A 25,691-nucleotide genomic window follows, 5' to 3' on the forward strand; every position below is an offset into this window, starting at 1 on the left:
CGCGTCCTCCCGTTCGGCCGCCCCCTGTCCGGCCTGTCCCCGGGCGAGGGTGTCGTACCAGGGGTCGTCGAGCCGGACGGCTCCGGCCGGGCGGCCGTCGTGCTTCTCCACCGGGCATCTCCTTGATCCGCGGCCTGTCTGGCCGTGCGCCCAAGGATGGACAGATTCGGTGGTCCCCGGACATCCATCGCGAATCCTTCACCCCATCAGGTGACGGACCAACTGGGATGTTTTACAGCCGTGTTGAGCGCGAACGGGGGCGGTGACACGCTTCCGGGTCACCCCGGGGGCCGCGCGATGCCGTGCCGGTAGGCGTAGTGGATCGCCTGCGCCCGGTCCCGCAGGCCGGCCTTGGCGAAGAAGTTGTTGATGTGGGTCTTCACCGTGGCGGTGGAGACGTGCAGCCGGCGGGAGATCTCGGGGTTCGAGAGCCCCTCGGCGACCAGCGCGAGCACTTCGGTCTCCCGGGCGGTGAGGCCGTCGGGCGGCTCCGTGGCGGCCGCCGGCGCGTGGGCCCCCGGTACGGGCGGCGCCTCGGCGAACCGTTCCAGCAGCCGCCGCTGGATCTGCGGCGAGAGCCCCGCCTGCCCCGACATCACGTCCTCGACGGCCCGCACGATCTCGTCGCCGTCGGCATCCTTCGTGAGATAGCCGCGCGCACCTGCCCGGAGCGCCGGGAAGAGGGACTCGTCGTCGGCGTACGTCGTCAGGACGACGACCTGAGTGGCGGGGTGCCGCTCCCTGATGCGACGCGTCGCCTCGACACCGTCGCAGCGCGGCATCCGGAGGTCCATCAGCACGACGTCCGGGGAGAGTTCGGCGGCCAGGCGGACCGCCTCCTCCCCGTCGGAGGCCGAGCCGACGACGTCGATGCCGGGCAGCAGCCCCAGCAGCATCACGATGCCCTCGCGCACCACGGTCTGGTCGTCGGCGACCACCACGCGCGCGTTCACGCCGGCACTCGCAGCCACACCACGAAACCCTCCTCCTCGGGGCCCGACTCCAGCGTCCCGCCGAGCAGTTCGGCGCGCTCCCGCATCCCCCGCAGACCGTATCCGGAGCCGCTGTCCGCGAGCTCCCCGGGCACGTCTCCGCCCCCGGAGTCGCGTACGCGCAGCCCCACCTCGTCCGCCGCGTACTCCAGGCGCAGCTCCACGCGCGCTCCGGGGGCGTGCTTGCGGACGTTGGTGAGCGCTTCCTGTGCAACTCTGCGGACGGCGAGGCCGGCCTCCGGGGGCAGCGTGCGGCTCTCCCCCACGATGTCCAGCCGGGCGCCCTCGGAGGCGGCCAGCTCGCGCAGGAAGGTCTCCACGTGCGCCATGTCGCCCCGCAGTGCGGACAGCGCCTGGCGGGTACCGTCCAGGCCCTCGCGGGCCATCCTGCGGGCCGTCGTCACCCGTTCGAGTACCTCGGCGCGGGAACCCTCCAGGTCAGGGCTGCGTTGGATGAGCAGACGGGCGGCTTCCAGGTGTACGAGCTGCGCGCTGAGGCTGTGGGCGAGCACGTCGTGGATCTCGCGGGCGATCCGGCCGCGTTCGGCCAGCGCCGCCGATTCGGCCTCGGCGGCCCGTGCCTCGGCCTCGGCCGCGCGGGCGGCGCGTTCCTGGGCCAGGAGCCGGTGGGCGTTGCCGCGTGCCTCGGCGTCCAGGCGCAGGGTGTAGCCGGCGAGGGCCAGTCCGGCGGTGGTGAGCGCCGTGCCCCAGAGGCCGTCGTCGGTGAGCAGGGCGTACCCGCCGAGCGCCGCGGCGGTGCAGGGGATCGCCGCGGCCAGCGGCAGACGTTCGAGCGCGGTGACGGCGCAGGCGCACCACAGCACGACGGAGGGCACCGTCAGCCCCGCCTCGTGGAAGCCGAAGGCCCCGGCCTCCAGGAGGAGCAGCAGGGCCACGGAGGGCCACAGCAGGTGGCGGAGGGAGGTGCGGAAGAGGACCCAGAAGGCGGCTCCGGCGGCGAGGACGCCGGCCGCTCCGGCGGGCACGACCCAGCCGCGTACGTCCGGGTCGGCTGCCGTGGTCCACAGCAGCGCGCCCAGCACAATGACGCGGACGAGCCGGGCGAGCCGCCTGCGCATGACGCTGATGCCCTCGTGGGAGAGCGCTTCGCGCAGCGGCCAGCGCGTCCAGGAGCGCAGCGGCACGGACAGCGGCACGGACGCACGCTCCTGTTCTTCGTGGCTCACCTGGGGGCAGCAACACCGTACGACGGGGCGAGCGTCCCGGCCCGCCAGGCCAGGGCGCCGGACTGGGCGAGCAGCAGGGCCGCGACGGTGAGGAGGGTGGCCTGGCCGTTCAGGTGGACGCCGAGAAGCGCGCCGAGGCCGGTGAGGCCGAGGCGTACGGCGACGCCCGCGCCCCAGACCGCGGCCGTCACGCCGCGCCCCTTGGACCACACGACGCCGTCCCGGTCGGTCCACACGCGCGAGGTCCAGGCGATCCCGGCGCCCGTGGCGAGCCCGGCGGCGATGCCGGCGCCGAGGAGGAGCGCGGAGCCGACGGGGTGGGTGGGGTCCAGGAGGGCGCCGCCGGACCGGCTGATCGCGACGTAACCCAGGACGGCGGGCAGCACCCACCAGCTCCTGCGGTCGGCGGCGACCTTCCGGGCGCTGAACTGCCGGACGATGACGAGGGCGGCGACCGCCGCGATGACGAGGATGGTGGGCACGCCGCCCATGGTTCGAGCCTCCGGGTGCGGGACGATGTCGGCGCTTTCCACGCTAGGAACGGGCGGCGGCGTGCGGATCGGCCCGCGGGTGGGACCCGGGTGGAGATGCGCGGAGGGCCGTCCACCCGTAGGTGGACGGCCCTTCCGGCGCGGTGGTGCTCAGGTGTCGATGCGCGAGAGGTCCAGGGACGCGGCGGAGTTGGTGATGAACTCCTTGCGCGGCGCGACCTCGTTGCCCATGAGCAGGTCGAAGGCCTTCTCGGCGTTCTCCAGGTCGCTGATGTTGATCCGGCGCAGGGTGCGGTGGCGGGGGTCCATCGTGGTCTCGGCGAGCTGGTCGGCGTCCATCTCACCCAGACCCTTGTAGCGCTGGATGCTGTCCTTGAAACGGACGTTCTTGCGCTGGAGTTCCAGGAGCGTCTGCCGCAGTTCGTTGTCCGAGTACGTGTAGATGTACTTGTCCTGGCCCTTCTTCGGGTTGATCAGCTCCACGCGGTGCAGCGGCGGCACGGCGGAGAAGACCCGGCCCTGCTCGATCATCGGGCGCATGTAGCGCTGGAAGAGCGTGAGCAGCAGCGTACGGATGTGCGCGCCGTCGACATCGGCGTCGGCGAGGAAGATGACCTTGCCGTAGCGGGCCGCGTCGATGTCGAAGGTGCGGCCCGAGCCGGCTCCTATCACCTGGATGATCGCGCCGCATTCGGCGTTCTTCAGCATGTCCGAGACCGAGGACTTCTGAACGTTGAGGATCTTGCCGCGGATCGGCAGCAGCGCCTGGAATTCGGAGTTGCGGGCGAGCTTGGCCGTACCGAGCGCCGAGTCGCCCTCCACGATGAACAGCTCACTGCGGTCCACGTCGTCGCTGCGGCAGTCGGCCAGCTTGGCGGGCAGCGAGGAGGACTCCAGCGCGGTCTTCCTGCGCTGCGCCTCCTTGTGCTGCCGGGCCGCGATCCGGGTGCGGGCGGCCGCGACGGCCTTCTCCAGGACCGCGCGGGCCTGGGCCTTCGCGTCGCGCTTGGTGGAGGTCAGGAATGCCTTCAGCTCCTTGGCCACCACGTTGGCGACGATGCGGTTGGCCGCGGACGTACCGAGGACCTCCTTGGTCTGGCCTTCGAACTGCGGCTCGGCCAGCCGTACGGTGACGACGGCCGTGAGCCCTTCGAGGGCGTCGTCCTTGACGACGTCGTCCTCGGCGACGCGCAGCATCTTGGCCGAGCGCAGCACCTCATTGACCGTCTTGGTCACGGAGCGTTCGAAGCCGGTGACGTGGGTGCCGCCCTTGGGCGTGGCGATGATGTTCACGAACGACTTGAGGGTCGTGTCGTACCCGGTGCCCCAGCGCAGCGCGATGTCCACGCCGAGCTCGCGCGTCACCTCGGTGGGCGTCATGTGCCCGCGGTCGTCCAGGACCGGCACCGTCTCCTTGAAGGTGCCCTGCCCCGAGAGGCGCAGCACGTCGCAGACGGCCTTGTCCTGGGCGAGGTACTCGCAGAATTCGCTGATGCCGCCGTCGTAGTGGAAGGTCTCCTCGCTCGTCCCCTCGGTCTCGATGCCGCGCTCGTCCCGTACGACGAGGGTGAGGCCGGGCACGAGGAAGGCGGTCTGGCGGGCGCGGGCGTGCAGCGTCTCCAGGGAGAGCTTGGCGTCCTTGAGGAAGATCTGGCGGTCGGCCCAGTAGCGCACCCGGGTGCCGGTGCGGGTCTTCGGGATGCGCTTGCCCTTGACGAGCCCGCCGGTGGGGTCGAAGGGGGCATCGGGGCCCGACTCCGTGAAGATGCCGGGAACGCCGCGGCGGAAGCTGATGGAGTGCGTCTTGGAACTGCGGTCGACCTCGACGTCCAGGCGGGCGGAGAGCGCGTTGACCACGGAGGCGCCGACGCCGTGCAGGCCGCCGGAGGCCGCGTACGAGCCGCCGCCGAACTTGCCGCCGGCGTGCAGCTTGGTCATGACGACCTCGACGCCGCTGAGGCCGGTTTTGGGCTCGACATCGACGGGGATGCCGCGGCCGTTGTCCTTCACCTCCACGGAGCCGTCGTCGTGCAGGATCACCTCGATGCGGTCGCAGTAGCCGCCCAGCGCCTCATCGACGGAGTTGTCGATGATTTCCCACAGGCAGTGCATCAGACCCCGGCTGTCGGTGGATCCGATGTACATGCCGGGGCGCTTGCGGACGGCCTCCAGTCCCTCCAGGACGAGCAGATGCCGCGCGGTGTAGTTGGATCCGTCCCGGTCTGCCCCGGTCAGCACGGCGGTGGACGGCACGGACATCTCGGCGGTCACGCGGTTCGCTCCTCGCTGAATTTCTGGTGGTCCGCATTCCGCGGACCCTGGTGTGGCGGTGTCGCCGGTCAGAGGGTACCGAGGCCTTGGTAGAGCCGTTGTGACGCCACCCGTAAGCGGGCCCATGCTAGTAGATTTTCGCTCGTACGTTCTATTCCACGTGTGGGTGACGTGAACATCACGTTCCCTTCGAGGCATGAACCATTTAGGCTCCGGGCACGTCCTCATCAACGACCGGCAACCCAGCCGGTGAGGACAAGGCCCGACCCGACACCTCGAATCAGACCACCGCAATACGGCTCATTCGCCGCCACCCGGCAGCACCCGGCCGCCTCGGAAAAATTTTTTCGAGGAAAAGCCACGAGCGGGAACGTTTTCGGCCTGGTTGGATGTTGACCCTGGTACGACAGCTCGTCGAGCTAGAGAAGAGGCGACGTGACTACTGTTCTGACCCCCGCGAGCCCGCTGACGGCCGCTGACCGCTGCGACCGCTGCGGCGCACAGGCTTACCTGCGCGTCGTCCTGATGTCCGGCGGCGAACTGCTCTTCTGCGCCCACCACGGTCGCAAGTTCGAGCCGGAACTCAAGAAGATCGCCGCGGAGATACAGGACGAGACGGAGCGGCTGACCGCCACTTCGGCGTCCGCGTCCGAAGAGGAACGCTGACACATCGCACCGACGACGAGCGAGTAGCGGCCACGAGCCGTGCGCGGGCGGTTCCCCCGGATCACCGGGGAGACCGCCCGCTCTCGTACTCGCCCGTCCGCCTCACGGCCTGCGGCGTTCACGGCTCCTCCAGGGAGCTCGCACCGCACGGCCCGGGGCCTCTCCCCCGTCGAGGGGCACCCCGGGCCCTTACACGGCTCTCCAGCCGCCCTCCCGCCCCCACTACCACCGGCGGCCCACGCGGCCGCCCTCAGCGCCCTTCAGGCGCCCTGACCCAGCACCGCCTGCCTGGCCGCGGAAACCCGCGTGTAGACACCGGGCTTGCCCGCCTCGCCGCAGCCGGTCCCCCAGGACACCAGCCCCACCAGACGCCCGTTCGCCACGAGCGGACCACCACTGTCCCCCTGGCACGCGTCGTGCCCGCCCTGCTGCGTGCCCGCGCAGAGCATCGAGGCAGGGTCGTAGGTACCGTCCACACTCTTCGGGTACGCCCGGCGACAGGAGGCGTCCGGCATCACCTGCACCCGCGCCGCGCGCAGCACCGAGGAATACGTACCGTTGCCGGTCGTGTCACCCCAGCCGTAGACCGCCGCCGGCGTCCCCGGCCGGTACGCGCGGTCGTACGTGCCCGCCATCGGCAGCGCACGCCCCGGAGCGGTCCCGCGCAGCCTCACCACGGCGAAGTCCCCGGCATTCGTCGTCGCGTCGTACGAAGGATTGATCCAGACGCTGCGGGTCGCCATCTCCCTGCCCGCCCGGCCCCGCAGATCAGTACGTCCGACGATCACTCGCAGGTCCGGCACGGCGTCCGGCGACGCACCCAGCACGTCCTTGCCCATGCAGTGCGCCGCGGTGAGCACCGTTGAAGGGCCCACGAGCACACCGCCGCAGAACTGCCCGGAACGCTCGTCCCCGAAGCGCTCACGGCTCGCCAGTGCCACGACCCACGGGCTCGACGAAGCCTGCACCTGCCGTCCGCCCACGATGACACTGTCCGCGGCCGCTGGCCCCGGAACTCCGAGTACGGCGACGGCCGGCGCGATGGCGGCGAGGACCGTGGTGACAGCGCGGATGCGGATGCCCATACCGACTCCTGACTCTGGGGGAGCTTTCGTACACCCAGAGTGAGTCAGCGTGTCGCGCGCCGCACCCCGGACACGCCGGGGGCCCGGCCACCCCCCATCGGGAGCGGCCGGGCCCCTATGCCCTGTGACCTGCGACGTCAGTCGAGGTAGTCGCGGAGCACCTGCGAACGCGAGGGGTGCCGCAGCTTGGACATCGTCTTGGATTCGATCTGACGGATACGCTCACGCGTGACGCCGTAGACCTTGCCGATCTCGTCCAGCGTCTTGGGCTGGCCGTCGGTGAGGCCGAAGCGCATCGAAACGACGCCCGCCTCACGCTCCGAGAGCGTGTCAAGGACCGAGTGGAGCTGTTCCTGCAGAAGAGTGAAGCTGACCGCGTCGGCCGGCACCACGGCCTCGGAGTCCTCGATGAGGTCACCGAACTCGCTGTCGCCGTCCTCGCCCAGCGGCGTGTGCAGCGAAATGGGCTCGCGGCCGTACTTCTGGACCTCGATGACCTTCTCGGGGGTCATGTCGAGTTCCTTGGCCAGCTCCTCCGGGGTGGGCTCGCGGCCCAGGTCCTGGAGCATCTGGCGCTGCACACGGGCGAGCTTGTTGATGACCTCGACCATGTGGACAGGGATACGGATCGTACGCGCCTGGTCGGCCATGGCGCGGGTGATCGCCTGGCGGATCCACCACGTCGCGTACGTGGAGAACTTGTAACCCTTGGTGTAGTCGAACTTCTCGACCGCACGGATCAGACCGAGGTTGCCCTCCTGGATCAGGTCCAGGAACAGCATGCCGCGGCCGGTGTAGCGCTTGGCCAGCGAGACCACGAGGCGGAGGTTGGCCTCCAGCAGGTGGTTCTTGGCGCGGCGGCCGTCCTCGGCGATGATCTCCAGCTCGCGCTTCAGCTTCGGCGCCAGCTTGTCGGAGTTCGCCAGCTTGTCCTCGGCGAACAGACCGGCCTCGATGCGCTTGGCGAGCTCCACCTCCTGCTCGGCGTTGAGCAGCGGGACCTTACCGATCTGCTTCAGGTAGTCCTTGACCGGGTCGGCGGTGGCGCCGGCCGCGGCGACCTGCTGCGCAGGGGCGTCGTCCTCGTCGTCGTCCGACAGCACGAAGCCCGCGGCCTCGGCACCCTCGGGGGTCTCGGGCGCGTCGCCCTTGCCCGGCGCCGCCGGGGTCTCCTCGACGCCGTCCTCTTCGAGGATCTCGTCGACCGCGTCCTTCTTGGCGGCCTTCTTCGCCGTCGTCTTCTTCGCGGCCGTCTTCTTGGCCGTGGCCTTCTTCGCGGTGACCTTCTTGGCCGCCGCCTTCTTCGCCGGGGCGGGGTCCGCCTCGGCGCCGGGGCCGTCCACCGCCGCGGCCGAGGCCAGCGGCATGGCCGGGGCGGCCGCGGTGGTCTTCTTCACCGCGGCCGTCTTGGCCGCGACGGTCTTGGTGGCGGTGCGCTTTGCCGGACTCTTCGCTGCGACGCTCTTGCGGGTGCGCTTGGGCGCCTCTGCGGCACTGACCATCAGCGTCACACCCTCCTCGTCGAGGATCTGGTTGAGGCTGCGCAGAACGTTCTTCCACTGGGTTGGCGGAATCTGGTCAGCCTCGAAGGCCCGACGCACGTCATCGCCGGCGATCTGCCCATCAGCCTTTCCCCGCTCGATGAGCGCCATCACAGACTCGGACTCGGCGATCTCCGGCGGGAGCGTACGGGATGTGCTGGCCGACACGAACAACCTCTCGGAACGATGGAAACGGCTTCCGACCCCGTCCACTGTGGACCGGAGCCGACGACCGTCGGCGGGGGTGGGCCGACGGCGCAAGGGCAACCAGGGAGTTGAACAGCGCCGCGAACGGCCGCCGTATTCCCTCCTCGGCTATCACCTCTTAAGTCATCGCGCTCTCCCGCAGAGCGTTACGCCCAATCCGCGTGGCCCGAGTCACACCCCATAACGTCACATTTTTATCGATGTGGGGGCGTACTGGAGAGATGAGGGCGAGAGGCGGCGCTTCGGCGGACCCCCGGGCCCCGGGAGGAGCGAGAGGAACGCCGGGCGGTCGGCCGGTGCCGGCACGTCCCGCCGCGCCGCCGTCCGCGCGTGCGACACGGCCGGGCGGGCGGCCGCGCCGCACGGAGACGTACGGCTCGGCGACCGGCCCACTGGCTCGTACGGGCAGCAGACTCGTACGGGTAATCGACTCGTACGGGCAGTCGACTCTTACGGGCAGCGCAGCAAGCACAGCCTGGTTGCGGTGCTCGCCTGCGTGCTCGTGCTGCCTGCCTCGTGCTGCGTTGCGGTGTACGTGGTCACTCACGGCGCTTCGGCGTAGCGGCGGCGCTGCGGCGCTGCCCGGTCACCGCGGCGTTGCCCGGCCACTGCGTCCTCGCGCCGGCACCATGCGCCTCGCAGCCCTCGCCGCAGGAGCGGGGCGCGGCGGGGCGCCTCCGCCACGGGCGAACGTCCGGCGCGACCGGTCGATCGAGGCGAACGGCCGGAGTGTCCCGTGGGGTCGACCGGCGGGAGCGACCGGGCGAGGGCGGTGCGGCGTACGGTTTCTGCTGGGCAGGGGCCCCGGGTCGCCGGTCGGCCGCGCGCCCGTTGGGGCAGCGTCGCCGTTCGGTACGACCGGGCGCAGGCACCGCTCAGAAGCGATTGGGTCCGACCGAGCACGACCGGGTCCGATCGCACGTGACTGACTCCGGGCGCCGTTCAGTGCTCGCGAGGGGCGGGAACCACGTGGTCCACCGCGCCCGCTCCTGGCACTCCGGTCTCGCCGTCGGTCGCGAGCAGCTGCCGCATCGCGACCTCCGCACCGGCGGCGTCGCCCGCGCCGATCGCGTCGACGATCTTCATGTGCTGGCCGACGGAGGTCTCGACGGGGTGCTCGCAGCCGAGGGCCGAGCCGCCGGAGACCTGGAGGGCGGCGGAGACGATGCCGGAGAGGTGCTCCAGCATGCGGTTGCTGGTGAGCTGGAGGAGCAGCGAGTGGAACTCCGCGTCCGCACGGGCGAACGTCAGGGAGTCCCCCTGGGCGGCGGAGTGGCCCATGATCTCGACCATGTCGGCGAGGCGCTGCTGCACGTCCTCACGGCCGTGGCCCGCGGCGAGGCGGGCGGCGAGCGGCTCGATGGTCCAGCGCAGCTCGCACAGCTCCCGGCGCTGGTCGTCGCGCTGCGGTCCGTACGCCCGCCACTCGATGATGTCGGGGTCGAGGAGGTTCCAGTCGCTGACCGGACGGACCCGGGTGCCGACGTTCGGGCGCGCGCTGACCAGGCCCTTGGCCTCCAGGACGCGCAGCGATTCACGGACGACGGTCCGGGAGACCTCGAAGCGCTGGCCGATCTCTTCCGGGACGAGCGGACGGTCGGCGCCGAGGTCGCCGGAGACGATCATCTGGCCGAGCTGCTGGACCAGTTGGCCGTGCAGGCCACGGCCACGGCTGCCGGCGGTGCGGCGGCCGACCCGGGCCATCTCGCTTTCTTGGCCGTCCCATACGGGAGCCACGCGGTCGGTGCGCTCGCCACCGACGGCGTCGGCGTAGGGGTAGCGGTCGAGCTCGCCCGGGCCGGTGAGGCCGGAGTCGGCGGGGCGAGTCGCGGTCATCATGGTGTGCGCAAGGGTACTCACGCATCCTTTGTCGGCGACGTGCCGGACCGCCTTGAGGGCTTTGGTGAAAAGCACACGAAAGGGTGATCGCTCATCACCCTACAATTGACGCTTTATCGGAAGGAACCAGACGCAATACGCGGAGCTGAGGACAGTTCACGCGATGCGGAGTTCGAATGGCGTCGGCGCCTCAGACGTACCGCTACGCGCTCGACCCGCCGCTCACCTCGCCTTTCACGTCGTCCACACCCTTGACCCCGGCCTCCTCGGCCGCCTTCCCGCTTCCCCTGATCCCTTCCCCGGACCTCCGCATCTCACGTTCTTCTGTCATTTTCACCCGTCAGATGCACTTGAGAGGTTCGCCTGTCACTTCTCCGCCCCTTACCGCTGTTCCGCGTCCCGCGCATCCTCAACGTGCCCTCCGGCGCAAGGCCGTGACGGCATATGCGCACAGCAGGACGGCGAGCGACAGCCCCATCGCGCCGACCACCGGCTGCGCCGCCAGTCGCCAGGCGGCATCGGTCAGCTCACCGACCCGGGACGGCCACCGGACCGCGGCCGTGGCCTGCACCCGCGCCGGGAAACCGATTGCCGAGCGCGCCGTCGCATCGCTCAGCAGCCCCTGGACGAGCGGGACCACGGCGACGGGCACCGCCAGGACCGCCGCCAGCCCCATGGCGGTCGACCGGAAGATCCCCGCCGCGAGGAGGCCGGCCCACGCGGACCCCACCAGCAGCGCGGCCCAACCGAGCGACAGCAGCGGCCAGTCGGCGACCGGCGGTAACGCCTGCACACCGAAGACGTAGCCCACGGTCACGCTGCTGAGAAAGGCCGAGGCGACCGCCAGTACGAGCGCGCTCGCCGCACTGATCAGCAGCTTGGCGCCCAGCAGCCGCAGTCTGCGGGGTACGGAACCCTGTTCGGGCGCGAGCGCCGGGTACCGGAACTCCTGGCCAAAGGCGAGTGCGCCGATCAGACCGGCCCCCACCGCGGCGGGCGGGAACGGCAACCGGTCCGGCCACCCCGCCAGCGCACGCGCCGCCGACACGTCACCGCCGCGCGCCAGCACCCATGCCAGGACGAGCGACACGAGCAGTACGAGCAGCCCGACGCCCATCGCCGTACGGTCACTGACCGCCCGCCGGATCTCGTACCGGACCGGCCATGCGGGCCCCGGAGCGGGCAGCCGCGGCAGCACGAGGCGGGAGGGCTGAACCCTGCCGCGCGGGGTGGAGGCGGGGTGCGGCGTACGGGGGGCGGGGGCGGGACCGGGGTTGTGGGGGTGGCTGCGGGACGGGGCGTTGGGGGTGCCCGTTGAGTTTTCGGGGCGAGGAGCTTGTGCGTCGTCGGCGGGGATGACGGGGAGTTCGAGCGTCGTGGTGAGTTCGCTGCCGTTGACGCTGTCGTTGCCGTTGGCGTTGGCACTGCCATTGGCGCTGGCGCGGTCCGCCACCGAGAGGACGCGGCCGGAGGTGGTGACGCGCCTCCGGCTCCCCTGGAGGCCTCCGGCCCGCTCCGCTTCTCCCGTGCCGCCGGGTCCCGACACGCTGGGCCCTGAGACGCCGGGTCCCGAGACGAGGGCGCAGTGACCTCCCGCGTCCTTCCGTACCGGCTCACCGGGGTTCGCGTTCGCCTCGGCGGTTTCGTCAGATGCGACCGGGGTGATGTGCGTTTCGGCGTACGCATCTGAGTACGCCTCCGCGTGCGTCTCTGCGCTCTCGGCGTCGTCGGGCCGTCGGCCGTTCTCGTACGCGTCCGAGTGCGGGTCGTCCGCCGACCGCTCGTGCGGCGATCCGGCGTACCTCGCGTCGCTCTTCTCGTACTCCCCCTCGTCCTTGGCGGCCTCCGCGGCCACCATCGCGACGTGGCCGGTCGCCAGCCTCGCCGCCAGCCGGCCATCGGCCCGGTTCAGCGGGATGGTCGGCCTGGCGTCGCCGATCTCGTCGGCGAGCTGGTGCACGAGGATGCCGTGCCGGTACGCCGTGTCCCCCACCAGCGCGCAGTTGCTCCCGTAGACAGCGATGCGGTTGCCGCTCTCGCGTACGACCTCCAGCGCCTGCTCGGCGCGCGGGTCCACGGCCGGGTCGGCACGCTGCCACTCGTCGACCAGGATCGCCGCCAGCCGGTCCGCGTGCGGGGACCGGACGCTGACGCGCGGGCGCAGCCGGGTGTGCGTGAAGTCGGCGGCCTCCTGGTCGGCGAGCAGCCGGCCGTCCTCGACCGTGACGATCCGGTCGCCCAGCCGGGCAGCGGTCTTGGGGTCCGAAGCCGTGACGAGCACGCTGCCGCCCTGCGCGGCGAATCCCCGCAGCAGCCCGTACAGCCACGCCGCCTCGCGGGGCGACACCCCTTCGTCGGGTTCGTCGAGGAGCAGCGTGTGCGGGTCGCCGAGCAGGGCGGCCGCCATGCCGAGGCGGCGGTCCATGCCGCGTGAGAACTCGCCCAGCCGCTCCTCCGCCAGGCCGCTGAGGCCTACGACCTCCAGGACGTCCTCGGCGCGGTCCGCCGGGACGCCGGCCGCCGCGGTGAGCATCCGCAGATGCGACCGGGCGGTGCGGGTGGGGTGGCCGGGTACGTCGCCGAGCAGCACGCCCAGTTCCCGCGCCGGGTTCGGCAGGCGGTGCAGGGGGCGGCCGCGGAAGAGGGTGATGCCCCGTCCGCGCTCCATCCGCAGCATCAGGCGCAGCGCCGTCGTCTTGCCCGCTCCCCTGGCCCCGAGGAGGACCGTGACCTGGCCGGCCGGCGCCTCGAAGGTCAGGTCGTCCACGGCGGGCGGCAGGCCGCGACGGGCCTCGCTGGTCAGTCCGACGGCCTGGATCATCGCGCGCCTCGCCCGGTACGCGGCTGCCCGGCGCCGGGAGCGCGCCCTGCGGTCGCCGTCACGGCCGTCATCGGGATGACCACCGTGATCGCCGTGATCGCGGCGGGGGCCGAGGGGCGGGCGGTGGGACGGCCGAGGGGACGGCTGGAGGGGTGGGCGGGGGAAGCGGGGGCGGACGTTGCGAGCGCTGCGGGGACTGGAGGACTCACCCCGCCACGGTAACCCTTAATGTCCAATTTGCCCGCAATGCCAGGCGCATTGCGGCGCTCGTGTCCCGCTGCCCTCCGGGGGGGGCTCCCCCCCCGCCCCCTCCCACCACCCCCTCACCCATGAACAGCAGATACAGCACACAGCAGACACAGCGGGCACAGCAGGCACAGCCGCTACAGCACGCCCAAGAGCAGCAGGCGCAACGCGCCTACGAGCAGCAGCCACCAAGCGCCGCCCCCGGCTCACACCTCCGGTCGGAGCATCGGGGGGTTCAGCAGCGTGGCGCCGCCTGCGCTGAAGAGCTGGGCCGGGCGGCCGCCCTGACGGGTCGTCGTCCCCCCGGTCGGGACGAGGAAGCCCGGCGTGCCGGTCACCTTGCGGTGGAAGTTGCGGGGGTCCAGGGCCACGCCCCAGACCGCCTCGTAGACCCGGCGCAGCTCTCCGACCGTGAACTCCTGCGGGCAGAACGCGGTGGCGAGCGAGGAGTACTCGATCTTGGAGCGGGCCCGTTCGACGCCGTCCCCGAGGATGCGCGCGTGGTCGAAGGCCAGCGGCGCGGCCTGGTCGCCGTCCCGGACGAGGCCGTTCTCCTGCTCCAGGAGCGTCTCGACGGGCGCCCAGCGGGCGCCGTGCGCGTCGCCGCCGGCGCGCGGTGCCGGCAGGTCGGGCGCGAGCACCAGGTGGGCGACGCTGACGACGCGCATCCGCGGGTCGCGCTTGGGGTCCCCGTACGTGGCGAGCTGTTCGAGATGCGCGCCGGGGGCCAGCTGGGGGCCCGCCGGGCCGTGCGCCTGCAGGCCGGTCTCCTCGGCGAGTTCCCTGGTCGCCGCCGTCTCCAGGTCTTCGTCGGCCCGTACGAATCCTCCGGGCAGGGCCCACCGTCCCTGGAACGGTGGCTCACCGCGGCGGACGGCCAACGCGCACAACGCGTGTTTGCGCACGGTGAGCACGACCAGGTCGACGGTGACGGCGAACGGGGGGAAGGCCGACGGGTCGTAGGGAGGCATGTCGCGATCATAGTCGTCCGCCTGACGATAAACAGGCGGTCCACTTCTTCACGCCCCCAGTTGCAGGCCATCTGCCGCCTCCTCCACCATTCCCAGGCCACGGCCGCCGACACGGACGGAGAACGGCTGCTCCGCGACCGTCAGACCGGCGACGTGCAGGGCGCCCAGCGGCGTCCCGGAGAGCGGCCGTACGGAGAGCGTGCCGCCCGGGACGTCCGGGCGGATGCCCACCGGGGCGAGCAGGGCGTGCACCGCGCCGGCCGCGGCCACCGCGGCGGGCCGGCAGGCCGTGGGATGCGGTACGGGGGCGCCGTCGCCGGTGCGCTGGTGTCCCGCGTACATCTCCGGGAGGCGGTACCCGAAGCTCTCCGAGGCGTCCAACAGCCCTCTGATCAACGACGCCGCCTCCGTCTCCCGGCCCGCGGCGGCCAGCGCGGATGCGGCGACGGCGGTCTCGTGGACGCGGACCGCTCCGCTGCGGTGCCCGAAGGGGTTGTAGCCGTCCTCCTTGCTGCCGAGGCCGCGCAGGCCCCAGCCGGTGTCGAGGACAGGGCTGTTCAGCAGTTTCGCGACCTGTTCCGTGCGGACGCCGTCGAGCAGTCCGGGGGCGTACGTCCCGCTGCCGAGCAGGCCGGTGTCCAGGAGGTGCGCGGCACCGGAGACGAGGCGCGTGAGCGGCCGGCCGTCGGGGGCGCACAGGGCCGCGGGGCGGCCGCCGCCGGGGTCGTCGATCCAGAAGTGGTCGCGGAACCGGCGGCGCAGTTCGGCGGCCCATTCGCGCAGTTCGTCGGCGCCGGGGCGGTCGCAGGCGTCGAGGAGGTCGGCGCCGAGCAGCGCCGCGCGGTGGGCGTGCGCCTGGGTCTCGCAGCGGTAGGGGCCGGCGGGGGCCGGGTCGGGTACGCAGCCGGCGCCTGCCGAGGGGCCGGCTGCGCGGGCCGATGTGGCGCGCAGCCAGGTGAGGCAGCGTTCGGCGGCGGGCAGCAGGCGTTCGACGTCGGGGGTGGGCAGGCCCCATCGCCGGGCTTCGGCGAGGACCGCGGGGAACAGCAGCGTTGCCTCGATGCCCGTGCAGCTCGGTGGCGAGTGGGGGCCCGCGTCCCGCAGGGGGCCGGGAATTCGGCCGAAATCCGGCCCTGGTGCCGCGTGTTGGCTGCGGGCGAGGGTGCGGAGGGTACTGGCGGCGAGCCGGGTGCCGAGCGGGAGGAGCATGCGGGCCGCGGCCAGGGCCTCCGCCGGGGCCGGGGTGCACCGCCAGGGGATGCCGGCCGCGAGTCCGGTGTCGGCCGGTACGGCGGGGTCCCGGGTCAGGAGGCCGTTGAGGTCGTCGAGTGCGGTGGTGAGCAGGGTGCTCGCGCGGGGGTCGTCGCACTGGAGGCGGGCGGTGGACCAGGGGCGGGGTGGTCGAGTGGCCTGCGTTCCGGCGGCGGTGGGGAGAGCGGTTCCTTTGGTGGGTGGGTGTGCCGGCCCGGTGGTGCCGCTGCGGACGGTGAGTTCGATGGTGCGTGGGGCGCCGGGTGGCAGGTCCAGGTTCCAGCGGAGCAGTCCGGCGGCGGCGAGCGCGTCGTCCGGTGGCGGGGAGGCCGTGACGGTGGCGTGGACGGTGTCGGTGGTCCAGCGGAGGCCGGCGGCGTGGACGGCGGCGGGCAGGTCGGGTCCGGGGAGCCCGAGGGCGACGGCGCTCAGTTCGGCGAGGTCGGTGGTGAAGGTGATCTCCACGGGGAGGCGCAGGGCCCGCGGGGTGTTGTTGTGCAGCGTGATGCGTTCGGTGCCGTCGGCGTTCCGCAGGCGTTCGACGAGGAGGCCCGGGTCGGGGCCGGGGTCGTGGGGCGTGCGGAGGGTGCCCGTGAAGCGGGCGTGGTCGGCGCCGAGCGTCCTGGCCTGCACGGTGAGCGGCTGGGCTCCGGCGACTCGGAGGATGCAGCGGGCGAGGACCCGCCTGCCGGAGCGGTAGAACCCTTCCATGCCGCTGCCGGTGAGCTGGCCGTTGGTGCCGGAGGAGATGGCGAGGGCGGGCAGGGCCACGCAGATCAGGGCGGTGTGGACGGGTTGCGGCTCGGGTGGGCGGGTCGGCGGCGCGGCGCGTTGCCGTGCGGGGGCCGGGTGGGTCTGCGGCGGGGTGGGGAACATGCCTGCCATGGGGGGTGCTCCCTGTTGTGGTGGGGATTCCGTACGGGTCGCGCCACCTAGGGGAACGCCGCGGCCGATACGCAGGTCACGCCGGAACGTCAGGTCGGGTGTGTTCATCGCGGGCTCCGGTCGTCGCTCCGGTCCTCCCGGCGGCCTCCCGCGGGACCGGTGCGCGGGTGGGGCCGCCCCGCCCGGGCGCGTGCCGCGGGACGGGTGCGAATGCGGTGTCCGGCGCGGCGATCGGCACGCGAGCGGCGGGCCGGCGCGCGTCCCGTCCGGGGGACGGTCGCGTCGGTATCGGCGGTGTCGGGGTTGTCGGGGGTGATCTCGGTGGTGGTGCCGACGGGGGTATCGGCGTTGGTCCCAATGGCGGTGTCCGTGCCGGTGCCGGTGTCGATCTCGGTGTCGGTGCCGGTGCCGGTGCCGGTGCCGGTGGGGTTGCCGGTGGCCGATTGAGCATCGGGCCGACGGGTGGCACGTAGGCAGTGGCGGAGTTTGGCGGGGTCGAGGCCTTCGTTGAGGGCCCGGTGGAGGAGTTGGGCGAGGAGGTAGTCGGGGTCGAGGGTGAGGGCTCGGCAGAGGGCGACGCGGGCGGAGGCGGTGTCGCCGGTCTCCCAGGAGACCCAGCCGGCCAGGGTGAGCGGGGGGACCGCGTGGGTTTCGTAGGCGTCGGGGCAGCGGCGGGCCAGGGCGCGCCAGAGGCGCAGGGCGGGTGCGGCGTCGGGGCCTTCCGTCCAGGCGGCGACGTGGTCGCGGGTGGGGCGGTCCTGGAGGCCGAGGATCATTTCGGCGGCCTCGCCGTTGCTGAGGAGGGCGTCGTCGCAGGCGTCCTTGGCGCGGTGGCTGCCGGTGGGCGGGTCGCCGCGGAAGGTGTGGAGGGAGCGGGTGAGGAGGGCGAGGGTCTCGTCGCGTACGGCCTCGGGGTCCTGGCCGGAGAGCATGCGCGGGACGAGGGCGGCGGCCGCGGCGTCGAGGGCCTTGACCTGGTCGTCCGCGCGGGCGCCGGTGTGCGGGGCGAGGCGGGCCTCCATGTCCTTGAGCGAGCCGCGTACCTGGACGCCGGAGTAGGCGGCGGCCGCTGCCATGACGGAGGTGCCGGGCAGGGCGAGCGGGGTGCCGGCGGCGGGGCAGCAGCGTTCGTCGGGGCAGACGTAGGACCAGAAGCGGCCGTGGGAGAGGCAGAGGGCTTCGAGGACGGGGACGTCGCGGCTGCCGCAGGCGGTGCGCAGTCGCTGGGCGAGGGGGTGGAGGCGGTCGCGTACGTCGCGGCCGGTCTCGGTGGCGGTGGGGTCCTGGCAGAGGAAGACGATGATGCCGCCGGGCGGGGTGCCGCGCTCGCGGGCGGCGGTGATCAGGCTGTCGGCGAGCTGGTCGGCGATGTAGGGCCATTGGGCGGTGTCCGCGGGGATGCCGAGCCGGACGCGGCCGCCGAAGCGTCCGCGTTCGCCGTGGACCGCGACGAGGACGATGCTGTCGTCGGGATAGAAACCGAGCAAGTACGGGAGGGCGTCGGCGAGTTCGGCGGGGCCGCGCAGCGTGACCTGGGCTTCCGGGCCGGCCGGGGCGGTGGGGCGGGGGTCTGCCGGGTCGGCCGGCTCGATGTGCGGGTTCATGAGCCGAAGATCCCGCGGTGCGCGGCGCCGCGGCGACCCCTGTGGACAACTGCAGGGTGATTAAAGTTTTCCACAAACCATCACGGGTGCGCGGGCGCCGGACAACTGCCGCGCGTGTTCGGCGGGCATACGTCCGACCGTGCAGGTCGCAGCGGTTTCCGTTGCCGATGGCGGTCGCGAACGCGCCGGGGCGCGGCATCGGCACCCCTCCTCAATTGGCCGCGATCCAGCGGGTATTGGAGGGGTCTTGGAGTTCCGGGCGATCTGTTCATGCTGTTTACAAGTGATTAGATTGTGCGCGTGATGCGATCCACAAACGTTTCCGGAACCGATCGTCGTGCGCTGATCGCGGCTTCGGTCACCGTTGTTCTTTGGGCTTCGGCGTTCGTCTCCATTCGCGCCTCGGCCGACCACTTCAGTCCTGGCGCTCTGGCACTGGGCAGACTCGTGACCGGTTCCGTCGCATTGGTGTGCGTATTGCTGGTCAAACGGGGCGGTTTACCGCCTCGTAAGGCATGGCCGGGCATTGTGGGATCCGGGGTCCTCTGGTTCGGGGTCTACATGGTGGTCCTGAACTGGGGTGAGCAGAAAGTCGACGCCGGCACGGCTTCCATGGTGGTCAATGTCGGACCGATGGTGATCGCCCTGCTGGGCGGCTGGCTGCTCAAGGAGGGGTTCCCGCCGCTGCTGCTGCTCGGCATGGGCGTGTCGTTCGTGGGCGCGGTCGTGGTCGGCTTCTCCACGTCCGGCGAGGGCTCGTCCTCCGTACTGGGTGTACTGCTCTGCCTGCTGGCGGCGGTGGCGTACGGCGCCGGGGTGGTCTCGCAGAAACCCGCCCTGCGGCACGCGACGGCGATGCAGACCACGACGTTCGGCTGCCTCATCGGCACGGTCTGCTGCCTGCCCTTCAGCGGGCAGCTGGTGTCGCAGCTGTCCGAGGCGCCGCTCTCGGCGACCCTCAACGTCGTCTACCTGGGGCTCTTCCCGACGGCCCTGGCGTTCAGCACCTGGGCGTACGCGCTGTCGCGGACGACCGCGGGCAAGATGGGGGCGACCACCTACGCGGTGCCCGCCGTCGTGGTCCTGATCTCCTGGATCGCCCTGCGGGAGGTGCCCGGCTGGGTCACCCTCCTCGGTGGCGTCATCTGCCTCGGCGGGGTCGCGGTCTCCCGGAGGCGCGGCATCCGCACACCGCAGGAGCCGCCTGCCGCGCCCGGACCGGAGCCGACCGGGTCCGAGGCCCCCGCGACGGAAAGCACGCGCTGAAGCGCACGGAACGGCACACAGGAGGGGCCGGCCGGGGAACGTTCCCGGCCGGCCCCTCCGTCATGTGCACCGCCCCGCGGCGGCCCGCGCCGCTCTTCGTGCGAGCGGGCACGTCACAGGACGATCGTCGTCTCGTTCCGTGCCAGCAGATAGCCGAGCTGTACCCGGGTGTGCGCCCCGAGCTCCTGCTTCATGGCCGCGATGTGCCCTTGCAGCGACCGTTCGCTGATGCCCAGCCGGCGCGCGATCCGCTTGTCCGAGTACCCCCCGATCAGCAGGCTGCTGATCGATTCCCGGAGTGACGGAATGACCTCGCCGGCCGCTTTCGCCGCATGCAGCGGAACGAACGGAAAATCCTTCGCCCGGTCCCAGGAACGCTCGAAAGTATCCTTGAGGAAACGCACCACCGCCGGCTCACGGACGGCAATCGCATGCGTACGGCTTTCATTCGCCGAAATGAAGGCGACCGCGTCGTCGATGACGATCAACCGGTCGAAGAATTCGGCCAGCGTCCGGACCCGTACTCCGTAATCGGATACCGCCCGCACATACCTTTTGGTCGCCTCGTCGAATCGCGTGGTGTGCTGGTAGAGCGTCCGCATCGCGACACCCGCCTCGATATGTCGCCGCACGGAATCGAGCGCCTTGTCCAGAACGGGCCCCGGCCGGGGCCCGTCCGGCTGTGCGGTCAGGATTTCTCTTCGGGCGCCGGAGAGTGCCTCGTTGATGGCTTTCTCTATGGCTTCCAGCCCGTCCAGATGAGAAATGAATGGTTCCGGAGGCCCCGCCGGCACCTCCGGAACGCTGCCGATGCCGTCGATCGGACGGCCCACCGTGAGCCGCGACAGCTCGTCCAACTGCGCGGCCAGCCGCCGCAGAGTGCCTTCCGTCCCTTCTGGATCTTCCGGCACGGACTCTAATCGCGCAGATTTCTGTCCGTTTTGGCCTGCGTTAATACCATTTGCGTCATTCACGCCTCTAACCCCCATGCTGTCTGCATGTCCCTTTAGTGCGTGTAAGTCCCCTCAGTTTCCCGTAGTACGGAAACCCGAACCATCTTAGATCTTCAACTCGGGCTCCAGGCAAGGGACATTGATTGCAGGCGATCAAACGGAATGCGTTCGCTTCGGCCGGGCGGCGCTCTCCTCTTTGTTGATCGGACTCCCCACCACTTCGCAGGGAAGGTTCAGAGAACATGCGGGAAAACTTTTCCTCGTCCAGCCGGACGCCCCGTCGGCCGAACTTCACTCTTCGTATCGGGTTCGTCGCGGTAGCGAGTTTTCTGATGGTCGTGCCCGGGGTGAACGCGGCAGACGCCTCGGTATCCGCGGCCCCCACGGGTGACACCAGACTGGACGATGTCGGCTGGAATGCGGCCGGCTCCCGGTCGACTTCCTGAGTCCCCGTCAGGTACGAGAGATCGGTTCCCCACTGTGTCTTCTTCCCCCTGGTTTCTGTGCGACGAAGCCGGACCCCGGCGTGCCGCCCGCGTCTACTGCTTCCCCCACGCCGGAGGCAATCCCCGTTCCTTCCTCAGCTGGCAGAAGGACCTGGGAGAGGACGCGGAAGTGGTCGCGGTCTGTCCGCCCGGACGGGGGCCCCGGTACCGGGAGACCGCCCTCACCACCGTGCCGGACCTCGCCGACGGAGCCGCGGCGGCGATCGCCGCGGCCGCCGACCGCCCCTTCCTCCTCTTCGGGCACAGCTTCGGCGCCGTACTGGCCTTCGAGGTCGCGCGGCGCATCGAAGGACTGCCGGGCTTCCGGCACCTGGTCGCCTCCGGCTGCTCCGCCCCCTCCCTGCTGCCCACCCAGCGTGTGGTGGAGACCGCGCGGCTGGAAGGGCGTGCCTTCACCGAGGCCGTGGGCTTCTTCGGCGGACTGCCGCCGGAGGTCGTCGCCGACGAGGCGCTGCAGGAACTGCTGCTCCCGAACCTGCGGTCGGACTTCCGCATGGTCGCGGAGTACGCCTACCGGCCGGCGCCCCCGCTGCACGTCCCCGTCACCCTGATCAACGGCTACGACGATCCGCATGTCACCAAGGACGGCCTCGACCCCTGGGAGCGCGAGAGCAGCGACAAGGTCGACCAGCACTGGGCCGACGGCGGCCACTTCTACTTCGACGGCAGTCCCGGCGCCGTCACCGGCCTTCTGCGGTCGCTCATAAGTGGGGCACCTGGCGCGAACGCGCCTGTCGATGAGCACGTTGAGCTTATCTGAGCAGTGCCCGACACCTATGACACCCGTACCGCAGAGGGGACCCGCACCATGAACCGCTCCACCGCAGACCAGCAGGGCCGTGCCGAAACGTTCCGGAAGCTCCACGAGGGCCCTCAGCCCTTCGTCGTCCCCAACCCGTGGGACGCCGGCACCGCGCACGTCCTGACCGGAATGGGCTTCCCCGCGCTCGCCACCACCGGCGCCGGCCTGGCGCACGGACTGGGACTGCCCGACGGCCGTCCGGGCCGCGAGGAGATCCTGGACAACGCGGCGGCGATCGTCGCCGCGACCACCCTCCCGGTCTCCGCCGACCTTGAGAGCGGTTTCGGCGACACACCGGAAGAGGTCGCCGAGACCATTCGGCGCGCCGCCGCCGTCGGCCTGGTCGGCGGGTCGATCGAGGACTCCACCGGCCGTGCGGCGGACCCGGTGCGGCCGCTGGAGGAGGCCGTCGAGCGGGTGTCCGCGGCCGTCGCCGCGGCCAGGGAGCTCGACTTCCCCTTCATGGTGACCGCCCGCGCGGAGAACTTCTTCCAGGGCATCCCCGACCTCGACGACACCATCCGCCGCCTCCAGGCCTACGAAGCCGCGGGAGCCGACGTGCTCTACGCGCCGGCCCTGCCGGACGCCGACGCCATCCGCGCGGTGTGTTCCTCGGTCTCGGCGCCCGTCAACGTCCTGATGGGCTCGCCCGCGCTGCGGCTGTCCGTCACCGAACTCGGCGACCTGGGCGTACGGCGGATCAGCGTCGGCTCGGCGCTGTCCCGGGCCTCGCTCGGCGCCGTCGTCCGCGCCGCACAGGAAATCCGCGACCACGGCACCTTCGGCTTCGGGGCGGACGCCGTCCCCTATGCCGAGGCCAACACGATGATGGCGCCGGACCAGCCGGCCGGCCCGGAAAGTGACCCCACACCGTGAACACAGCACCGGCGTACCTGTCCGCCCCCTCCTACGTCCTCGGCGAGACGGAGGCCGACCACACGACCATCGCCAACCTCCACTCCCGCGCCCGTGAGTTCGGGATGCCACCGAAAGCGGAGCTGTGGGGGTGGGGCACGGTCCGGCGTACGGCGAAGAGCCTGGAGACCCTCGCCGTGGAGAGCGGCCGGGCGGCGCTGCGCGCCGCCGCGGTCGACCCCGGCACCGTCGACGGCCTCATCGTGTGCTCGACCAAGTTCCCCGGCGGCCCCCGGACCCACGGCAGGTTCGTGGAGACGGTGATGACCGGTATCGGCCTCGGCGATGCGGCCTTCACCGGCATCACCCTCAACCGCTGTACGAACCTCCTGGTCGGCCTGCGCACGGCCCATGCGCTGGTGGCCGCCGGACAGCACCGCAGGATGCTGGTCCTGTCCATCGACCGGATCACCGACGAGTCCGTGCGCATGGAGAACTTCGCCCTGTTCAGCGATGGTGCGGCGGCCTGTGTGGTGGGGGCGGAGCCGCACGGTGCGGACAGCTACGAGCTGGTCGCCGGGGCCTCCGCACAGGACCCGGCGTCGCTGGACTGGTCGAACGAGATCAGCTCGGACCTCGCCCGCGTGGTCAACGAGCGGGTGCTCACCGCGGCCGGCATGAAGCCGGGGGACATCGACGGCGTGCTGCACCTCAACCTCTTCAAGCCGCTCGTGGTGATGAAGGAGCGTCAGGCCGGTTTCTCCGCCGAACAGTTGTTCCTCGACAACATCAGCCGCGTCGGCCACTGCTTCGCCGCCGACCCGCTGATCAACCTGGTGGACCGGGGCGCGGCCGGACAGCTGCGGGACGACGGCCACTACCTGCTGGCCGCGAGCGTTCCCGGCGTCCGGGTGAGCGTCATGCTGCGCAAGCTGCCCGCCGCCCCCGCCCCGGCAGCCACCACTTCCCAGGAGCTCTGATGAACGCGCACACCGGATTCCCTCTTCCGGACCTGACCACGTCCCTGCCCCGCGCCCCCTTCCTCTTCAGCCCCAAGACGTTCGAGGAGGCCGCCGCGGTACTCGACGGCGAGCCGGCCGGCGTCTTCCAGCAGCTGCTCGGCGACCAGGAGAGCGAGACCACGCTCCTCGTGGCCCTGCGGGTCCTGGAGGCGTTCCTCGGCCGGGCCCGCGACGAGGCCGACCCCGCCCTGCAGGAGTGCGCGGACGCCGAGGAGATCGCCGCGTACGTCGGGCGGACGCGTGCCGGCCTCGTGCCGGCCCTGACCGCGCTGCGGGAGGCCGGGGAGGAGACCCGCGACCTGGTCCTGCGGCAGCGCGCGCCGTTGGGGCTCCTCGCGGGCTGCTGGCTGGACGTCGTGTCCCAGGCCGCCACCCAGCCGTCCGTCGTCGTCAACCGCCTCCACGGCCAGTACTTCCTCCTGCGGGGCGAGGGCACTCCGCAGCGCGGGCAGCTCGACCGGCGCCGCCGCGCCCTGGACGAGCAGGGCGTCCACCTGCCCCGGATCGAGACCGTCGACTTCCTGCACCGGGCCGGCGCCCGCCCGCTGACCGCCCTGCACGCCGCGTTCCCCCTCGCGCTCTCCCGGCTCCCCGCGTCCTTCCTGCCGGAAGTGGTGGGCCTGCACTACGCGATGTCCGCGCTGGGCGTCGACGACCTGCTGCTGGGCACCGAGCCGTTCCTGCCGGAGGAGACGGTCCGGCCGGTTCTCGCCGAGTACCTCGCGTTCACCGAGCAGTCGCCCACCGGCGAAGCGGACCGGCGGCGGATGCTCACCGCGATCGGGCTGGTCCTGCGGCTGGAGCGGGAGCACACCGACATGCTCACCGAGCTGGCGGCGTGGCACGACAGCCTGTCCCTGGACGCCAGGGTCGCCCAGATCGTGGCCCGGCACGCGCCGTTCGCGGGGAAGCAGCACCGCAGCGTCCGGATGGGCGGCCGGCGGCTCTCGGAGTGGCTCGACGACGACAACCTCGACCTCGCGGAGTTCGTCGAGGCGTTCCGGCAGGCCCGGCAGACGCAGCCCGGCCGCTCGGGGACCTGCCGGTTCCTGCAGTCGATCAAATTCGGCGGGCCGATGTTCGGCATCTTCGACGAGCGGGAGGCCGCCACCTTCGCGGCGTGGGCGGACTCCATCGCCGCGGGCGAGCCGGCGGACCTCGATTTCCGGCCGAACACCGCGGGTGACGAGCAGGCCGCGGAGTGGGCTGGGGCGCTGCGCCGTGCCGAGCCGGCCGACGCCGTGGCCGCCGAGGTCGCGACCGGCCTGGACGACCGGGAGCTGTTCCACCGCATCGTCAACGTCGAGCAGTTCCCGCACATCCTGCCGGTGGCCCGGGACCGGGCCGAGGCCGGGCTCACCGACGCGGAGCTGCTCTTCACCCACGGCGCCGGCGGAAAACTCACCAACGCCGAGTTCTTCGAGTACACCCCCGAGGCGCTCATGGAGCGCGTCGAGCGGATCTACTGGGACAAGCTGGTGAACCCCTACCGGCCGCTGACGGAGATACCCGACCGCGACGAAGTGATCTTCGGGCAGTCGACGTTCGCGCTGGGCAGCCTGATCGACGGCAGCTGGGCGCACCGCATCGGCAACCTCGGGCGCGACCACCGGCAGAGCGACCACATGCTGTTCGCCATCTACGCCGACGAGATGGGCCGCGGCGACGTCGCCAAGAACCACATCACCCTCATCCACCAGGTGCTGGCCAGCATGGACATCCACCTGCCGCACATCCGGCAGGAGGAGTTCCTGGAGCAGGGCGATCTGCCGGACGGGCTCTACGGGTTCTCCATCCACCAGGTGTGCCTGTCGCTCTTCCCCGACACGCTGTACAACGAGATCCTCGGCTACAACCTGGGCATCGAGATGTTCGGGCTCGGCGAGATGCGGCTGCACGAGATCCAGAAGCTGCGCCGCCACAACTTCGACGTGGGCTACGAAGAGGCGCACCTGTCGATCGACAACTTCTCCGCGGGGCACGCCCGGCAGTCGGCCGACATCATCGTCTCCTACCTCGACGACGTGCGGCGGGCCTCCGGTGAGGAGGCCGTCCAGCGGGAGTGGCGCCGCATCTGGCGCGGCTACGCGTCCTTCGCGTACTTCGTCGAGCACGAGCTGGTCAAGCAGGTCCGCGACCGGCCGGCCGTCCCGGCCCCGCCGGCGCCCGCCGCCCGGCCCGACGACGCCGACCTGGTCATCTGACACCGCGCCCCGCGCCCGTACCCGCC

General features: G+C 71.7%; 18 protein-coding genes. 6 read left to right on the plus strand and 12 right to left on the minus strand.

From position 1 onward, the window contains the following. Positions 1–278: 278 nt before the first annotated feature. From ABZ840_RS26740 to ABZ840_RS26755, 4 genes are all read right to left on the minus strand, one after another. Positions 279–971, minus strand: coding sequence for a response regulator transcription factor (locus ABZ840_RS26740; protein WP_361562975.1), 693 nt, complete (start codon positions 969–971; stop codon positions 279–281). Further along, positions 950–2,137, minus strand: coding sequence for a histidine kinase (locus ABZ840_RS26745; protein ID WP_361563138.1), 1,188 nt, complete (start codon positions 2,135–2,137; stop codon positions 950–952). Before ABZ840_RS26745 ends, ABZ840_RS26740 begins: the two co-directional genes overlap by 22 nt. A gap of 38 nt (positions 2,138–2,175) precedes the next feature. Next, positions 2,176–2,670, minus strand: coding sequence for a DUF1453 domain-containing protein (locus ABZ840_RS26750; RefSeq protein WP_361563139.1), 495 nt, complete (start codon positions 2,668–2,670; stop codon positions 2,176–2,178). 150 nt (positions 2,671–2,820) lie between these two features. Further along, positions 2,821–4,941, minus strand: a complete 2,121-nt coding sequence (locus tag ABZ840_RS26755) for a DNA topoisomerase IV subunit B (RefSeq protein ID WP_361562976.1) — start codon at positions 4,939–4,941, stop codon at positions 2,821–2,823. A 435-nt stretch (positions 4,942–5,376) separates the two neighbouring features. Between ABZ840_RS26755 and ABZ840_RS26760 the strand changes: the two genes are divergently transcribed. Then, the gene (locus ABZ840_RS26760; protein WP_361562978.1) at positions 5,377–5,607 is read left to right on the plus strand and encodes a hypothetical protein; all 231 of its coding nucleotides are present in this window, start codon (positions 5,377–5,379) and stop codon (positions 5,605–5,607) included. Positions 5,608–5,867: 260 nt separating this feature from the next. On the opposite strand, the gene ABZ840_RS26765 is transcribed toward ABZ840_RS26760, so the two are convergent. The 7 genes from ABZ840_RS26765 to ABZ840_RS26795 all read right to left on the minus strand — a co-directional run bounded on the left by ABZ840_RS26765 (position 5,868) and on the right by ABZ840_RS26795 (position 18,057). Then, positions 5,868–6,692, minus strand: a complete 825-nt coding sequence (locus ABZ840_RS26765) for a serine protease (protein ID WP_361562979.1) — start codon at positions 6,690–6,692, stop codon at positions 5,868–5,870. 137 nt (positions 6,693–6,829) lie between these two features. Further along, positions 6,830–8,407 (minus strand): RNA polymerase sigma factor, encoded by a 1,578-nt coding sequence (locus tag ABZ840_RS26770; RefSeq protein WP_361562980.1) that lies wholly within the window; start codon positions 8,405–8,407, stop codon positions 6,830–6,832. A gap of 975 nt (positions 8,408–9,382) precedes the next feature. Beyond that, positions 9,383–10,354, minus strand: coding sequence for an FCD domain-containing protein (locus ABZ840_RS26775; RefSeq protein WP_361562982.1), 972 nt, complete (start codon positions 10,352–10,354; stop codon positions 9,383–9,385). 334 nt (positions 10,355–10,688) lie between these two features. After that, positions 10,689–13,100, minus strand: a complete 2,412-nt coding sequence (locus ABZ840_RS26780; protein ID WP_361562984.1) for an ATP-binding cassette domain-containing protein — start codon at positions 13,098–13,100, stop codon at positions 10,689–10,691. A gap of 452 nt (positions 13,101–13,552) precedes the next feature. Beyond that, entirely contained in the window at positions 13,553–14,317 is a 765-nt protein-coding gene (locus ABZ840_RS26785; RefSeq protein WP_361562986.1) for an NUDIX hydrolase, read from the minus strand. A gap of 48 nt (positions 14,318–14,365) precedes the next feature. Beyond that, positions 14,366–16,444 carry a glycogen debranching N-terminal domain-containing protein gene (locus ABZ840_RS26790; protein ID WP_361563141.1) on the minus strand — a complete coding sequence of 693 codons (2,079 nt, stop codon included), beginning with the start codon at positions 16,442–16,444 and terminating at the stop codon, positions 14,366–14,368. 113 nt (positions 16,445–16,557) lie between these two features. Continuing rightward, the gene (locus ABZ840_RS26795) at positions 16,558–18,057 is read right to left on the minus strand and encodes a DUF4192 domain-containing protein (RefSeq protein WP_361562987.1); all 1,500 of its coding nucleotides are present in this window, start codon (positions 18,055–18,057) and stop codon (positions 16,558–16,560) included. A 303-nt stretch (positions 18,058–18,360) separates the two neighbouring features. On the opposite strand from ABZ840_RS26795, the gene ABZ840_RS26800 reads away from it, so the two are divergent. Beyond that, a complete protein-coding gene (locus ABZ840_RS26800) occupies positions 18,361–19,323 on the plus strand; it encodes a DMT family transporter (protein ID WP_361563143.1) in 963 nt (320 codons plus the stop codon). Between the two features lie 113 nt (positions 19,324–19,436). Here the strand turns inward: ABZ840_RS26800 and ABZ840_RS26805 are convergent, their stop codons facing one another. Then, complete coding sequence (locus tag ABZ840_RS26805) at positions 19,437–20,297, minus strand: LuxR C-terminal-related transcriptional regulator (RefSeq protein ID WP_361562989.1); 861 nt, start codon at positions 20,295–20,297, stop codon at positions 19,437–19,439. Positions 20,298–20,756: 459 nt separating this feature from the next. Between ABZ840_RS26805 and ABZ840_RS26810 the strand changes: the two genes are divergently transcribed. Genes ABZ840_RS26810 through ABZ840_RS26825 form a run of 4 tightly spaced genes read left to right on the plus strand, consistent with a single transcriptional unit; the run spans position 20,757 to position 25,665 of the window. Next, complete coding sequence (locus tag ABZ840_RS26810; protein ID WP_361562990.1) at positions 20,757–21,542, plus strand: alpha/beta fold hydrolase; 786 nt, start codon at positions 20,757–20,759, stop codon at positions 21,540–21,542. 3 nt (positions 21,543–21,545) lie between these two features. Continuing rightward, complete coding sequence (locus ABZ840_RS26815) at positions 21,546–22,460, plus strand: isocitrate lyase/phosphoenolpyruvate mutase family protein (RefSeq protein WP_361562991.1); 915 nt, start codon at positions 21,546–21,548, stop codon at positions 22,458–22,460. After that, positions 22,457–23,419: a 3-oxoacyl-ACP synthase gene (locus ABZ840_RS26820; protein WP_361562992.1), complete on the plus strand. Its 963-nt coding sequence runs from the start codon at positions 22,457–22,459 to the stop codon at positions 23,417–23,419. Before ABZ840_RS26815 ends, ABZ840_RS26820 begins: the two co-directional genes overlap by 4 nt. Then, a complete protein-coding gene (locus ABZ840_RS26825) occupies positions 23,419–25,665 on the plus strand; it encodes an iron-containing redox enzyme family protein (protein WP_361562994.1) in 2,247 nt (748 codons plus the stop codon). Before ABZ840_RS26820 ends, ABZ840_RS26825 begins: the two co-directional genes overlap by 1 nt. Positions 25,666–25,691: the final 26 nt, after the last annotated feature.

The sequence above is a fragment of the Streptomyces sp. NPDC047117 genome (genome assembly GCF_040643545.1).
Taxonomy (GTDB): domain Bacteria; phylum Actinomycetota; class Actinomycetes; order Streptomycetales; family Streptomycetaceae; genus Streptomyces.

Excerpts from the sequence above, each read along its gene's own strand:
- ABZ840_RS26785 (WP_361562986.1), bottom strand. The coding sequence starts at position 14,317 with ATGCCTCCCTACGACCCGTCGGCCTTCCCCCCGTTCGCCGTCACCGTC.
- ABZ840_RS26795 (WP_361562987.1), bottom strand. The coding sequence starts at position 18,057 with ATGAACCCGCACATCGAGCCGGCCGACCCGGCAGACCCCCGCCCCACC.
- ABZ840_RS26790 (WP_361563141.1), bottom strand. The coding sequence starts at position 16,444 with ATGTTCCCCACCCCGCCGCAGACCCACCCGGCCCCCGCACGGCAACGC.
- ABZ840_RS26825 (WP_361562994.1), top strand. The coding sequence starts at position 23,419 with ATGAACGCGCACACCGGATTCCCTCTTCCGGACCTGACCACGTCCCTG.
- ABZ840_RS26765 (WP_361562979.1), bottom strand. The coding sequence starts at position 6,692 with ATGGGCATCCGCATCCGCGCTGTCACCACGGTCCTCGCCGCCATCGCG.
- ABZ840_RS26800 (WP_361563143.1), top strand. The coding sequence starts at position 18,361 with ATGCGATCCACAAACGTTTCCGGAACCGATCGTCGTGCGCTGATCGCG.
- ABZ840_RS26780 (WP_361562984.1), bottom strand. The coding sequence starts at position 13,100 with ATGATCCAGGCCGTCGGACTGACCAGCGAGGCCCGTCGCGGCCTGCCG.
- ABZ840_RS26750 (WP_361563139.1), bottom strand. The coding sequence starts at position 2,670 with ATGGGCGGCGTGCCCACCATCCTCGTCATCGCGGCGGTCGCCGCCCTC.